Genomic DNA, 14,247 nt, shown 5'->3' on the forward strand with positions numbered 1-14,247 from the left:
CATGATCTTCAATAGGCACTGATCAGGGCGAATATCGCCAGCGATGGATAGATGGCCGTGCAAATTGCGGACGTTGCCGCTGTGTGCGAATGGCGCGCATAGACGCGAGGCCGCCGCGCGCGAGGCCGGGCGGCGGTCGCGCCGCCGCCCGGCTGGGTCAGCGCGGGCCGCGGGTACGCGTCGGCGACACGGTGGGCAGCGGTGGCAGCGACGGCGTCAGCGTCGGCCGCGAGGTCGGCCGCCCGGTCGGGTCCGGGCTCCGGCTGGACCGGTCCGGGCTCGGGCTCGGCGACTCCGACTCCGGCGGCGTGGGCGCGGCGGTCGTCGGCGGCGGCGCCGACCGGGTCGGCTCCGGGGTCTCGCCGGGGAACTTCGGCTCACCGAAGCGGTACTTGCCCGGGTCGAGCTTCATCGCCGCGGTGGCCCGGGTCATGAACTGCCGCCAGATCGGCGCGGCGCCGGTCGAGCCGTACACCTCGTAGCTGCCGCCCTTCGTCCGCAGCGGCTTGCCGTCGGTGGTGCCCAGCCAGACGGCCGAGGCGAGCGCGCCGGTCCAGCCGACCATCCAGGTGTGCACGTTCTGCGTGGTGCTCTGCCCGGCCTGCCACGTGCCGGTCTTGCCGGCGGAGTCCCAGCCGTTGCCCAGCTCGGCGGCCCGCACCCGGCGCAGCGTCCAGTCGAGCTGGTCGATCGCCTCCCGGTCCAGGCCCAGGTCCGTCGTTCGCAGCTGCTCGGTCCACACCTGCTCGTCGTCCTTTGTCACCGACCGGACGAAGTGCGCGTCGGCACGCTTGCCGCCGGCCGCGAACGTCGCCATCCCGTTCGCGTGGTCCTGCACGGTGATCCCGTACTGCCCGATCCCGACCTCGGTGGAGAACCGCTTCGCCACCTCGTCGGCGGGATCGCTGCGCAGGTCGACACGCTGCGGCCGGGGATTGCCCCGGACCGTCTCCCACATCGACTCCACGCCCGCCTGCCGGGCCATCTCGATCACCTTGTCGGTGCCCAGCTTCTCGGTCAGCTCGAAGTAGGTCACGTTCAGCGAGGAGACGGTGGCCTCCCAGAGCGCGCAGTCCGGCTGGCAGGGCGCGCGCTCGGCGTTGCGGATCGGCCCGGCCGCGCTGCCCCTGGTGCGCCCCGAGGCGGGGAACTCCTTGGTTTCCGGCGAGTCGAACCGCTGCTTCACCGAGATCCCGTCGCGTACGGCGGCGGCCAGGTCGTACACCTTGAACGACGACCCCGGCGGATGCTGGCCGAACCCGCGGGTCTCGCCGTTCTCGTCGTAGTACCAGCCGGCGTAGTCCGCGCCCGAGCCCTTGTCGCCGCCGTAGTAGCCGAGCACCCGGCCGGTGCCCGGCTCCACCGCCACCAGCGCCGCCTGCCAGTTGTCCGGCTGGCCGCGGACCGCCTGCGGCGCGGTGTCGCGGCGGATGTCCGCCGCCGCCTCGGCCGCGTCCTGCACGCGCTTGTCGATGGTGGTGACGATCCGGTAGCCGCCGTCGCGGATCACCTCGTCGGGCTTGCCGCGGAACGGCTCGGTCTCGCGCAGCTCGGCGAGCACGTGGTTGACCACCAGGCCGGTCGGCCGGTCCAGGTCCGACCGGCCCGCGTCCTTGTCGATCGGCCGGACCGTGTCCGGGTACGCGAGATCCGCCGCCTGCTGCGGCGTCAGGTAGCCGAGCTTGACCATGCCGTCGCGGATGTAGTTCCACCTGTCGATCGAGTTCTGCCGGGCCAGCGCGTTGCGGCGCGGGTCGTAGCCGGGCGAGCCCTCCGGGTCGGCCGGGTCCGCCTCCGGCTGCTTCACCATCGCGCAGAGCACCATCGCCTCGGCCGGCGTGAGCTGCCGCGCGGCGGGCGCGTCCCGGCGTACCGTCTTGCCGAAGTACGTCTGCGCGGCCGCCTCGATGCCGTACGCGCCCCGCCCGAACGGCACGGTGTTCAGGTAGAAGCCGAGGATCTCCTCCTTGGAGTACGCGTCGTCGAGCTTCCACGCGATCACCGCCTCGCGCAGCTTGCGGGAGTAGGTGACCCCGCGCAGGTCCGCGGCGATGCGCGCGTACTGCTGGGTGAGGGTGGACGCGCCCTGCCGCTGCCCGCCGCTCACGTTCGCCCAGGCCGCCCGCAGCACACCCTTGAAGTCGATGCCCTGGTTCGTCCAGAACGTACGGTCCTCGGCCGCCACGATCGCCTGCTTGGCCGAGTCGTTCATCTGGTCGTACGGCACGATGGTGCGGTTCTGCGCGCCCAGCTTCGCCATCGGCGTACGCCCGTCGGCGTAGTAGACGGTGGTGGACTCGGGCAGCTTCAGGTCGCTGGGCGTCGGCACGCTGTCGAAGTAGTAGCCGCCGGCGACCAGTCCGCAGCCGGCCAGCAGCGTGCAGACCGCGAGGACGACCAGCAGACGCCGCCGCCTGCGCCTGGGACGCACCTGGGCCGCGCCGCCCGGTTCCGCTGTGGATCCGCTGTTCCGCACGCTTTACCTCCGACTGCTCGGCTGAGTCGTGCCCGGCTCGCAGGCTAACCGAGCTGCGACGGCCGCACCGGCCGACGAACCCGGAAGGTGTGGCGCGGTCCGGGCCGGGGCGGGCGGCTGCCGCCCCGGCCCGGGGGCTCACCGGGTCAGCGCGCCGCCCACCCGGCGGTCCGGTCGTCGCGTTCCCGGCGGGCGGCCCGGCGGGTCCGCCACCTGTCGTTGCCGCCCGCGTGGAACGGCGCCGACCGCCACAACGACCGCACCGGCGTGCCGTCCGGGGCGGCGAACGTCTCCCGTTCGGCGTAGCCGAGCCGCCGCAGCAGCTCCTCCTCCTGCTCACCGGCGCACGGGTGGGCGTACGTGGGCAGGCTCAACGTGTCCATCCGGCGCTGCGCCGCGGACAGCGCCTGCGTCGCACCGCCCCGGGGCGCGGCCAGCAGCGCCAGATGGTTGTGCGGCTCGGCCGGGCGGCGTGCCGCCAGTTCCGCACCGAGGCGGCGGAACCGGTCCCCGTCCGGCCCGGCGGCGCCGGCGAGCCGGTCGGCGTACCGGTGGGGGGAGGGGAGCGGGCGGTAGCGGTGGAACCACACGGTGGCGGCGCTGCCGTCGGGCAGCAGGAACGCGTCGCCGAACAGCAACGCGTGTTCGGTCCAGATCCGCGCCACGGCGGCGAGGACCGGCAGGCGGCGGGACGTGTCGGGGACGAGCCAGGCGGCCAGCGCGGTGGGCGCGAGGGCCTCGGCGACGAGATCGGCGATCCGGCCGATGTCGCACCACCGGGCGCGGACGACGGGCAGAGCTGTGCTCATGAACGAACTCCTGTGTTCCAGGCGTGATCGGGTCGGTTGTGGGCGCCGGACGGCAGCGCCGCCGCGTATGCGGCAGTCGGGCGGGACACGCCCGTGCTCCGGATCGGAGGTGGTGCCTGTGGAGTCCGCTCAGGCGGGTCTGGTGCCGGGGCGCGACGTGCGGGACGGCGGCAGCGGGTCGGCCGCCGGTCGCGCGTACCCGTGGGTCAGCGCCGGCGGCCGCCAGCGGTTCGCGTCCGCGTCGGCCGGCTCGCTGTGCACGGCGCCGCCGCCGTGGGTGACGCCGTCGAGCGGCAGCGGCAGCGCGGGCCTGGTCGTGACGTGCGCCGCCGGGCCGACCGCCGCCGCTGCCCGGCCGCGTACGGCGTCGACCCACCGCGTGCCGACGACGACGGTGAGGGTGCGCGCGCCCGGGGCGGCGAGGACCGGCCCGGCGGAGCGGGACGGCGCGTCGTGCACACGCCCGGGAGCCGGCGCCGCGGCCGGGTCGACCGGGATGGCCGGGACGCTCGGATCGGCCGGCCCGGGCGCGGCCTCGCCCGGTGCCGGCGGTGATCCGGGTTCCGGCGCGGCCGGCGGGTCGAGCAGATCGGTCACCGGGCTGAGCGGATCGAGCACCGGGTCCAGCGGGTCGAGCACCGGTTCCAGCCCTCGCCAGACCGGGCCGAGGATCGGGCGCAGCGGCTCCACGACCGGGGACAGCAGGTCCGCCGCCGGGTCGAGCACGCCTGCCTTGACCGGGTCGGTGACCGGGCGCAGACCCTCGGCGACGGGCGCCAGCAGGTGGTCGCGCAGCGGGTCGGTGACCGGGTGCAGGCCGCCGGTGACGGGCGTGAGCACGTGGTCCCGGACCGGCGTCACCACCGCCTCGACCACCCGGCCGGTGACCGGCGTCGCGGGGGCCGGCTGCGCCGCCGGGCTGCCCGCGCCGGGCGAGGGCGGCGTACCCGGCTTCGACGCGGTTGCGTCGGGCGCGGGCACCGGTGCGGCGGGAGCAGGCGCGGGCGCGGCGGGTGTCGCCGGTACCGCCGCGGCGTCGCCGGACCCGGAAGGGGGCGCGCCGCCGTCGTCGGTTCCGGACACGGGCAGGCCGAGCACCGTCCCGAGCGTGTGGGTGAGCACCCCGACGGTGGCGGTGAGCGGACCGGACGGCTCCCGGTCGGCGGCGTGGGCGGCCGAGCCGAATGCGGCCTCGTGGGCGCCCCAGACGACGGCCACGGCGCCGAGCAGCAGGCCGAGGCGCAGGCCGAGGCGCAGCGTGCAGCGCGCCATCCACCCGGTCCGAACCGACATCCCGCACCCTTCGGACCCGCGCCCGGCGGCACGGATCGACGTCCCGCACTGTACCGAACGTGGCGGCCCGGGCACAGTACGCCGTTGATCCGGATCGGGCGCGTCGCGCCGGGCGCAGGCGTGGGATCCGCGGCGTCCGGGTACCAGCCGGACCATGGACACGCGCACGGCCGAACGCCCGGACACCGCCCCCGCTCCCGCCGCGCCCCCGGCCGGAGTGGTCGCTGTCGTCGCCCACCGGAAGAAGACGTTCGGGGGCGGGCTCGACGAGCTGCGCTCCCGGCTCGTGGCCGCCGGGGTCGGGCGGCTGCTCTGGTACGAGGTGCCGAAGAGCCGCAAGGCGCCCAAGCGGGTCCGCGCGGCGCTGGACTCCGGCGCCGAGCTGGTGCTGGTGTGGGGCGGCGACGGCATGGTGCAGCGGTGCGCCGACGCGCTGGCCGGCAGCGGCGTGCCGATGGGCATCCTGCCGGCCGGCACCGCCAACCTGTTCGCGGTGAACCTCGGCATCCCGGTCGACCTGCCCGAGGCGGTACGGATCGCGCTGCACGGCCGCCGGCGTGAGCTGGACCTGGGCCGGATCAACGGCGAGCACTTCGCGGTGATGGCGGGCGCCGGCTTCGACGGCGACCTGATCCGCGACGCCGACCGGCAGCTCAAGGGCCGGTTCGGCCGGATCGCGTACGTCTGGACCGGGCTGCGGCACGTGCGCGGGGAGTGCGTACGGACCCGGATCCGGGTCGACGGCGCCGACTGGTTCGACGACGAGGCGAGCTGCGTGCTGTTCGGCAACGTCGGCACCATCACCGGCGGCATCCCGGCCTTCGACGACGCCCGCCCCGACGACGGGGCCCTCGAAGTCGGCGTCTCCACCGCCAGCGGCGCCGTGGACTGGGCGCGCACGCTGGGCCGGATGGCCGCCGGGCGCTCCGAGGAGTCGCCGTTCGTCCGGATCACCCGCGGTCGCAAGATCAAGGTGCGGTTCGACGCGCCGAAGACGTACGAGCTGGACGGCGGCGCCCGGGGCAAGGCGAAACGGCTCAAGGTGAAGGTGGTGCCGGGCGCGCTGACCGTGTGCTGTCCCGACCCGGCGGACTGACCGCGACCGGGCCGGGGCAGGATGCCGTAATGCGCGACGACATCCGCGACTACCTGGCCGAACTGGTCCGCTGCTCCCGCGACGTGCTCGGTGACGACCTGGTCGGCGCGTACGCGGCCGGGTCGGTCGGGCTGGGCGCGTACCAGCCGGGGCGCAGCGACGTGGACGTGGCGCTGCTGGTCGCCGCGCCGCTGCCCGAGGCGGCGAAGCGCCTGCTCGTGGACCGGCTGCGCCACGAGTCGCTGCCGTGCCCGGCGCGCGGCCTGGAACTCGTGGTCTACCGCCGCGACGTGGCCGCCTCCGGCACCCCCGAGCCGGGCTTCGAGGTCGAGCTGAACACCGGCGCGACCATGCCGTTCCGCGCCACCTACCAGCCGGCCGACCGGCCCGCCGCCGACGGGCGGTTCTGGTACGCGCTGGACCGCAGCATCCTGCGCCAGTCCGGCCTGGCGCTGCTCGGCCCGCCCGCCGCCGAGGTGTTCGCCGACCCGTCCCCGGAGGCGCTGCGGGCACTGCTCGCGGACGCGCTGCGCTGGTGGCTGGCGCTGCCCACCCCGCCCGGCGACGAACCGGCCCCCGGCGCGGAGGACGCGGTACTCGGGGCCTGCCGGACACTGGTGCGCCACCGCGACGGCGTCTGGCTGGGCAAGGTCGACGCCGGGCTGCGGGTGGCCGCCGACGACCCGGACGCCGCACTGATCCGGGCCTCGATCGAGGCCCGCCTCGGCGGTACGCCGCCGCCCGGTCCGGCTGCCCGCGCGTTCCAGCGGCGGGTGCTGGACCGGATCACCGCGGACTGAGCCCCGCCGTGCGTGACTACTGTGGGCCGGGGGAGGTGCGGTGATCATGATGGAGCTGAGCGCGTCCGCGCGGGCCGGACTGGAGTCGGTGGTACCCGGCGGCGTGGCGACCCGGGCCGCGGACCGGCTGCGGATGGCCCACGACGCCTCGCACTACCTGCTGCACCCCGGCGCGGTGATCACCCCGTCCGACGCCGGCCAGGTCGCCGCGCTGCTGGCGCACAGCCGCCGCACCGGCACCGCCCTGACGTTCCGCTCCGGCGGCACCAGCCTCAGCGGCCAGGCGGTCACCGACCGGCTGCTCGTCGACGTGCGGCGGCACTTCCGCGACCTGACGGTGCTCGACGACGGACGACGGGTGCGGGTGCAGCCGGGGGTGGTGCTGCGGCAGGTGAACGCGCGGCTCGCGCCGTACGGCCGCAAGCTCGGCCCCGACCCGGCCAGCGAGTCCGCGTGCACGGTCGGCGGCGTGGTCGCCAACAACTCCAGCGGCATGACCTGCGGGACCGAGTTCAACACGTACCGGACGCTGGAGTCGCTGGTCCTCGCGCTGCCCAGCGGCACCGTGCTGGACACCGGCGCACCGGACGCCGACGCCCGGCTGCGCGCCGCCGAGCCGGACCTGCACGCCGGGCTGCTGCGGCTGCGCGACCGGGTACGCGGCAATCCCGACTCGGTGCGCCGCATCCGCGCCCAGTACGCCATGAAGAACACCATGGGGTACGGCGTGAACGCGTTCCTCGACCACGACGACCCGGCCGGCCTGCTCACCCGGCTCGTGGTGGGCAGCGAGGGCACGCTCGCGTTCGTCGCCTCGGCGACGTTCCGCACCGTACCCGTGCACCGGCACGCCGCGACCGGCCTGCTGGTCTTCGACTCCCTGGGCGCGGCGATGGCCGCCATGCCGGCGCTGGTGGCCGCCGGGCCGGCGGCGGTCGAGCTGCTCGACGCCGTCGCCCTGCGGGTGGCCCAGCGCGACCCGAAGGCGGACGCCGCGCTGCGCGGCCTGGCCGTGCGGGAGCACGCCGCGCTGCTCGTGGAGTGGCAGGAGTCCGACCCGGAGGCGCTCGCCGACCGGGTCGCGGACGCCGGACGGGTGCTCGCCGGCCTGCCGTTGAGCGCCCCGGCGCGGCTCAGCGGCGAAGCGGCCGCCCGGGCCGCGCTGTGGCACATCCGCAAGGGCCTGTACGCGGCCGTGGCCGGCGCCCGTCCGTCCGGCACCACGGCGCTGCTGGAGGACATCGCCGTGCCGGTCGAGGCGCTCGCCGGCACCTGCGCGTCGCTGGCCGAGCTGTTCGACCGGCACCGGTACGCCGACAGCGTGATCTTCGGCCACGCCAAGGACGGCAACCTGCACTTCATGCTCAACGAGCGGTTCGACGGCGGCCAGGCCCCGGCGCGCTACGCCGACTTCACCGAGGAGCTGGTCGACCTGGTGCTCGGCCACGGCGGCACGCTCAAGGCCGAGCACGGCACCGGCCGGGTGATGGCCCCGTACGTGCGCCGCCAGTTCGGCGACGAGTTGTACGAGGTGATGCGCGAACTGAAGACGCTCTGCGACCCGGAAGGCGTGCTCAACCCGGGTGTGCTGCTCAGCGACGACCCGGAGATCCACATGCGGCACCTCAAGACCGTGCCGACTGTGGAGGAGGAGGTGGACCGCTGCGTCGAGTGCGGCTACTGCGAGCCGGTCTGCCCCAGCCGCGACCTGACCACCACACCCCGGCAGCGCATCGTGCTGCGCCGGGAGATCGCCGCCGCGCGGGCCGCCGGCGACACCGCGCTGGCCCGGGAGCTGACGGACGACTACGACTACGACGCGGTGCAGACCTGCGCGGTCGACGGCATGTGCGCCACCGCCTGCCCGGTGCTGATCAACACCGGCGACCTGGTGAAACGGCTGCGCGCACAGGAGCACGGCCGCACGGCGGGTACCGCCTGGCGCGGCGCGGCCCGGCGCTGGGGCGCCACCACCAGGGGCATGGCCCGGGGACTCGACCTGGCCGGGGCGCTGCCGCCCGCGCTGCCCGAGGCCGCCACCCGGGCGGCCCGCGCGGTGCTCGGCGCCGACCGGGTGCCGCGGTGGCAGCGGGACCTGCCGCGCGGCGGCACCCCGCGCCGCCCCCACCCGGCCGACGACCCGGACGCCGTGTTCGTACCCTCCTGCCTGGGCACGCTGTTCGCCCCGGCGCAGGGCGGCAGCGGGGTCGCCGCCGCGCTGCTGACGCTCGCCGAGCGGGCCGGCGTACGCCTGCTCGTGCCGGACGGCATCGGTGACCTCTGCTGTGGCACGCCGTGGTCCTCGAAGGGACTCACCGACGGCTACCGGGCGGTGCGCGACCGCGTCCCGCCGGTGCTGCGCGCGGCGAGCCGCGACGGCGCGCTGCCAGTGGTCAGCGACGCCGCGTCCTGCACCGAGGGCTTCGAGCGGCTGCTCGACGGCGCCGGTGACGTGCGGGTCGTCGACGCGGTCGCGTACACCGCCGGCACGCTGCTGCCCCGGCTCACAGTGCGCCGCCGGATCGGCTCGCTCGCACTGCACCCGACCTGCTCGTCGGTCCGGCTCGGCCTGGACGACGCGCTGCTCACGGTGGCCCGGGCGGTCGCCGACGAGGTGGTGGTCCCGGACGGCTGGCAGTGCTGCGGCTTCGCCGGGGACCGGGGGCTGCTGCACCCGGAGCTGACCGCCTCGGCCACCCGGGCCGAGGCCGCCGCCGTCGCGGCACGCCCCTTCGACGGGTACGCCTCGGTGAACCGGACCTGCGAGATCGGGCTGGCGCGGGCCACCGGGCAGCCGTACCGGCACCTGCTGGAGCTGCTGGCGGAGGTGACCGCCTGATGCGCAGCTGGCGGCTCGCCGCGCTGATGCTGGCCGTCGGCGTGGCGGTGGGCGCCGGTCAGGACACGCCGGTCTCGTCGGTGCTGGGCTTCCTGGCGTTCGCCGTGGTGGCGGCGCTCTTCTCACCGCTGGCCTTCCCCCGGTCGCTGACCTCGGCGCAGGCGCGTCGGCGCAGTGCGGACGACGGCCGGCCGGTCGTCTACTGGCGGCCCGGCTGCACGTACTGCCTCCGGTTGCGCCTGCGGCTGGGCGGGCGGGCCCGGCGGGCGTACTGGGTGGACATCTGGCGCGACCCGGAGGCTGCGGCCGCCGTCCGGGCGGTGACCGGCGGCGACGAGACGGTCCCCACGGTGGTGCTGCCGGACGGGGCGGTGGTCAATCCCGACCCGGCGTGGCTGCGGGCGCGGCTCGGGGGCCGACCGGGCGAACCCCGGCCCGGGGCCTGACCGGGCGAACCCCGGCACGGGACGGCCCGGCGGGCATACCGTGCGAAGAGGGCGTCGCGGACGGCGCCCGCGGAGGGGGAACGATGTCGGCCGGGATTTTGTCGGGGCGGGTCGCTGTGGTCACCGGCGCCGCGCGGGGGATCGGCCGGGCCGCGGCGGTGGCGCTGGCCGAGGCGGGCGCCGACGTGGCCGGGATGGACGTCGCCGGGCCGGTCAGCCCGATCCTGGACCTCCCGCCCGCCACCCCGGACGACCTGGCCGAGACCGGCCGGCGGGTGACGGCGACGGGCGCCCGCTGGTCGGCGCACGTGGCCGACCAGCGCGACATCGGGGCCGTCCGCGCGGTCGCCGAGGCGGTGCAACGGGAGCACGGCGGCGTGGACGTGCTGTTCGCCAACGCCGGCATCCAGGCGTTCGCGCCGCTGCTGGAGATGACCGACCAGCACTGGCACGACCAGATCGACGTGAACCTCACCGGCGCCGCCAACGTGCTGCGGGTCTTCGCGCCGCTGCTGGTACGCCGCGGTGGCGGACGGATCGTCGTGACGTCGTCCACCCAGGGGCAGCACGGCACCACGAACGGGTCCGCGTACTCGGCGTCGAAGTGGGGACTGATCGGCCTGGTCAAGTCCGCCGCGCTGGAACTGGGGCCGCACGGCGTGACCGTGAACGCGGTGATCCCGGGCCTGGTCGACACCGCGCTGACCCGGCACCGGGACCGCTACGTGCAGGCGCTGGCCGAGGCGGGGAAGCCGGCCTCCGGTGACCTGGCCGAGGTGGAGGAAGCCGCGATCCGGGCTCTGCGGGCGAAGACGCCGCTGGGCGTGCCGTGGGTGGAGCCGGAGGACGTCGCGCCGCTCGTGGTGTTCCTCGCCTCCGACGCGGCGCGGATGGTCAGCGGCACGTCCTTCGCCGCGACCGCTGGCGACAGCGCCCACGTGACCGCCTGACCTCACGGGGCTGCCGGCGACGGCGGTCGTGGTTAGGCTCGGCCGATGCATCGATCGCGGTTGTACGCCCTGATCATCGACGCGCCGCGGGACGAGGCGGGGGAGGCGGCCGCGTTCTGGTCCGCCGCACTCGGCGCGGACCTGCGCACCGATCCGGGCGAACCGGAGTTCACCGGCCTGTCCGACGTGGTGCCCGGGCTGGTCACCGCCGTGCAGTCGGTCGGCGACGCGCCCCGCTACCACCTCGACATCGAGACCGACGACGTGGCCGCCGAGGTCGAGCGGCTGTGCGGGCTGGGCGCCACGCCGGTGTCCCGCTGGCTCGACTGCCACGTGCTGCGCGCGCCGGGCGGGCACCTGCTGTGCGTCATCCCGGTGGCGAGCGACAGCGAGCTGTTCGAGAGCACCGCCACCCGCTGGCCGTGACCCGGTCGCGAACCGGCGCCCCGGCCGCTGCGGCCGGGGCGCCGGAACCGCCGGTCAGGAGCCGTACGGCAGCGTGACCGTCGAGTTGTTGCCGACGCCGAGGGTCGTGGGCGCGCCGCCGATGGCGTTCCACACCTCGACGCGTACGGTGCCGCCGGACAGGTTGCCCAGCGTGCCGGTGGACGAGAGCAGGCCCTGGGTCTGCCGGTACCGCTCCGCGCCCGGAACCGGATCGGTGGCGAAGTACCGGTAGGTCTCCACCCGCTCGACGCTGCCGTTTCCGGTCAGGTCGTAGGAGACCCGGATCTGGACGCCGTTGCCGACCGCGGTGCCCGCGTCGACGGCCAGGTCGAACGCGGTCGCCCCGCCGGTGTACGTGCCGGTCAGCCCGGTGGCGGTGAACACCTGCGGGTTGGTCGGCGTGCCGTCGTGGTTGCCGTTCGCCGCCGCCACGGTCACCGTGCCGCTCGTGCCGGCGGTGCCGTCCAGACCGCCGCCGGAGCGCAGGTACCGGACCGGCTTGAGCGGGCTGCCCGTACCCGTCGGGCTGGGGCTCGCGGAGGTCGGCGTCGGGCTGGCGGTGGTCCGGGTGGGGCTGGGCGCCGACGTCGACGGGCTGCCGGTCGGCACGGTTCCGCCGCCGGTGGCGTTGCCGCCGCTCCACGTGTACGCCCCGGACGTGGCCGTCTTCCCGGCCGGCACGACGAGGGTGGTGCCGTTGGAGAACGTGACCGTCAGTGGCCGGGCGGTGATGTTCGACGCCACGTAGGTGCGGGCGCCGTTCTTGACGAACACCTTCGCCAGCGGGTGGTTCGCGGTGACGGAGGTGTCCACCGTGCCGAGCGCGGCCAGGTTGCGGATCCAGTGGAACGTGTGCGCCTTGCTCTCACCCTCCTCGCTGGTGAACCCGCTGTTGGCGCGGAAGTTGCGCAGCGCCTGCTCACCGTCGCCGAGGGCCAGGAACTCCCAGACGATGTCCTGCCACACCGTGGGCGGGCCGCCCTTGTTGGTGACCAGCTCGGCGTAGTTGGCCTTGACGTACTCCGGGAAGTCGCCCAGGTAGAGGTGGCCGCCGGTGATCGGCAGCATGTTGATGCCCTGGATCATCTCCGGCGCCGCGGAGAACCAGGTCGAGTACGACCCGCCGTCGCCCCACACCATGCCGACGGTCTTGTGCCCGAACGCGGCCGGGAAGTTCTGGTCGTACACGTCGAACCAGTACTCGGAGATGGCCGCGGACTGGGTGGTCCACAGGTAGACCCCGGCGTCGCGGACGGCAGTGTCGCCGGTGGCCTGGCCCCACTGGATCAGCGCGTTGGCGAAGTTCATCCCCTCCGAGGAGGACTCCTGGTTGTTGCCGGCGAAGAACGGCGCCAGGCCGGAGGCCCAGTCGTGCCCGGCGTAAATGTCGAAGTCCCGCAGGTAGGGGAAGCGGCTGTCGGCGCGGTCGTAGTTGTTGGCGTCGCGGATGAGCAGGTCGACCATGCCGCCGTAGCGGCTGTCGTCGGCCCAGCCCGGGTCGAACTTGGCGACCGTGGCGGCGGCGGCGATGAAGTAGCCGTAGTGGAAGTGGTGGTCGTTGAGGTCCTCGTCGGAGCCGTACGAGGCGGGGTAGCCGATCAGCGTGCCCCAGTTGCGGTCGTAGTAGAACAGCTGGCCGGTCTCGCCGGAGCCGGCGGTGAGCCAGTTGGTCAGCCGGTTCTTCATGGCGGTCAGCGCGGCGTCGCGGACCGAGGTCTGCCCGAGATGGTCGGCGATCTCGGCGATCCGGGCGGCCCGCCCGAGCCCCTTGCCGGCCCAGTAGGTGTCCGGGCCGCTGACGCCCTCCGGGTTGCCCTGCTCGGCGTTCAGGTAGCCGGTGACTGTGGACAGGTCCGCGCCGCTGGAGTCGCCGACGGCGGGCACCTCGGGCAGGACGCCGGTGAAGCGCATCGTGGTGGTGAACGACGGCACGCCGGTGAGCACCCGCATGGCGCCGCGCGCGGAGACGTACGTGGGGGAGATCGGGGTCGCGCCGGTGAGGCTGCGCCACTGGTGCGGGTAGAGCGCCACCACGGTCTTCGTCTCGCTGCCCTCGCGGGGCGTGGTGGTGAACGCGTACGTGGTGCGCACCGTGCCGGCGGACGGGTCGTAGCTGTAGCTCATCCGGGTGCCGGTGACGTGGGCGTGGGCGTACCGGGCGTAGGTGTCGGCCAGGGAAGCCCGGTCGCCGCCGCCGGGCAGCGCCGCGACCGAGAAGTACCCCTTGCCGGCCAGCGTCGAGCTGATGCCGGTGCCGTTGACGGTCCAGGTCGCGCCGGTCGGGGCGTACGCGACGTAGTCGTGACCGCGGACGGTGAAGCCGATGGTGGCGCCGGAGTTGCGCCAGACGGTGGGCGTCCCGGCGGTGGTGAGCTGCGCGGTGCCGCCGCTGACCGTGTAGTAGCTGAACGGCAGGCCGTGGCCGATGGTGGCGCGCATGGTGCGGCTGCCGTCGCTCCAGTCGGCGGTGACCGTCCAGTCGCTCCAGCCGGCGGCCTTGACCACCGGCGCGGACAGTCCGGGCATCCCGACGCGGACGTCCTCGGTGTACGGGTAGTGGAACTCGCCGACGCCGGTCGCGGTGCCGCTGATCGCGGGCGTGGTGGTGTACGACAGCCCGAGCCCGTTGTTCTCGGCCTTGAACGCCAGCGGGTGGGCGTGCAGGACCTCGCTGCCCGTGCAGTTGTTGCGCTTCCAGATCAGCGACGACCACCAGTCGTTGGTGGGGATGGCGCCGGTGGGCGCGTCGGCGGTGGTGAAGATGCGCGGGTTGGTGCTGATCGCGCCGCAGCCCTTTGGCAGCAGGGCGCCGGCCGGCCGCGTCTCGGTGTAGCTGCCCGCGCCGACGGCGCCGGCGGTGGCCGTGCCGCCACCGGCGACCACGACGCCCAGCAGGCCGGCGGCGAGCACCGACGCGGCGACGAGGGCGGTCGCCCGCAGACCGCGCCGCCGGGCCGGGGACGGGGCGGGCGCGGTCGGGGGTACGGGGTCGGGGGAGAAGTCCCGCAGATGGGTCATGGAGGTCCCCTTCACGAGGAGAAGGCGGGGGTGCGGAGTGGTGGTCCGGCAGTCGTGAGAGCGCTCTCTTGGG

Annotated in this window: 10 protein-coding genes; 6 read left to right on the forward strand and 4 right to left on the reverse strand. The window is 75.0% G+C overall.

Going from position 1 to position 14,247, the window contains the following annotated elements; all coding sequences use genetic code 11:
• Positions 1–157: 157 nt before the first annotated feature.
• The 3 genes from Q3W68_RS17155 to Q3W68_RS17165 all read right to left on the reverse strand — a co-directional run bounded on the left by Q3W68_RS17155 (position 158) and on the right by Q3W68_RS17165 (position 4,578).
• Entirely contained in the window at positions 158–2,476 is a 2,319-nt protein-coding gene (locus Q3W68_RS17155) for a transglycosylase domain-containing protein (RefSeq protein ID WP_302906389.1), read from the reverse strand.
• Positions 2,477–2,622: 146 nt separating this feature from the next.
• Positions 2,623–3,285, reverse strand: a complete 663-nt coding sequence (locus Q3W68_RS17160) for a hypothetical protein (protein ID WP_302906390.1) — start codon at positions 3,283–3,285, stop codon at positions 2,623–2,625.
• 129 nt (positions 3,286–3,414) lie between these two features.
• Entirely contained in the window at positions 3,415–4,578 is a 1,164-nt protein-coding gene (locus Q3W68_RS17165) for a hypothetical protein (RefSeq protein WP_302906391.1), read from the reverse strand.
• 154 nt (positions 4,579–4,732) lie between these two features.
• On the opposite strand from Q3W68_RS17165, the gene Q3W68_RS17170 reads away from it, so the two are divergent.
• The 6 genes from Q3W68_RS17170 to Q3W68_RS17195 all read left to right on the forward strand — a co-directional run bounded on the left by Q3W68_RS17170 (position 4,733) and on the right by Q3W68_RS17195 (position 11,135).
• A complete protein-coding gene (locus Q3W68_RS17170; protein ID WP_302906392.1) occupies positions 4,733–5,674 on the forward strand; it encodes a diacylglycerol kinase family protein in 942 nt (313 codons plus the stop codon).
• A 29-nt stretch (positions 5,675–5,703) separates the two neighbouring features.
• Positions 5,704–6,474, forward strand: a complete 771-nt coding sequence (locus tag Q3W68_RS17175; protein WP_302906393.1) for a nucleotidyltransferase domain-containing protein — start codon at positions 5,704–5,706, stop codon at positions 6,472–6,474.
• A 46-nt stretch (positions 6,475–6,520) separates the two neighbouring features.
• Positions 6,521–9,313 (forward strand): FAD-binding and (Fe-S)-binding domain-containing protein, encoded by a 2,793-nt coding sequence (locus Q3W68_RS17180; protein ID WP_302906702.1) that lies wholly within the window; start codon positions 6,521–6,523, stop codon positions 9,311–9,313.
• The gene (locus Q3W68_RS17185) at positions 9,313–9,759 is read left to right on the forward strand and encodes a glutaredoxin domain-containing protein (protein WP_302906394.1); all 447 of its coding nucleotides are present in this window, start codon (positions 9,313–9,315) and stop codon (positions 9,757–9,759) included. Before Q3W68_RS17180 ends, Q3W68_RS17185 begins: the two co-directional genes overlap by 1 nt.
• An 83-nt stretch (positions 9,760–9,842) precedes the next feature.
• Positions 9,843–10,709: an SDR family NAD(P)-dependent oxidoreductase gene (locus Q3W68_RS17190; RefSeq protein WP_302906395.1), complete on the forward strand. Its 867-nt coding sequence runs from the start codon at positions 9,843–9,845 to the stop codon at positions 10,707–10,709.
• Between the two features lie 45 nt (positions 10,710–10,754).
• Positions 10,755–11,135: a VOC family protein gene (locus Q3W68_RS17195; RefSeq protein ID WP_302906396.1), complete on the forward strand. Its 381-nt coding sequence runs from the start codon at positions 10,755–10,757 to the stop codon at positions 11,133–11,135.
• Positions 11,136–11,189: 54 nt separating this feature from the next.
• Here Q3W68_RS17195 and Q3W68_RS17200 read toward each other — a convergent pair whose 3' ends face one another.
• The gene (locus Q3W68_RS17200; protein ID WP_302906397.1) at positions 11,190–14,174 is read right to left on the reverse strand and encodes a glycosyl hydrolase; all 2,985 of its coding nucleotides are present in this window, start codon (positions 14,172–14,174) and stop codon (positions 11,190–11,192) included.
• Positions 14,175–14,247 lie beyond the last annotated feature (73 nt).

It is taken from the genome of Micromonospora sp. C28ISP2-4 (genome assembly GCF_030519385.1).
GTDB lineage: Bacteria > Actinomycetota > Actinomycetes > Mycobacteriales > Micromonosporaceae > Micromonospora > Micromonospora tulbaghiae.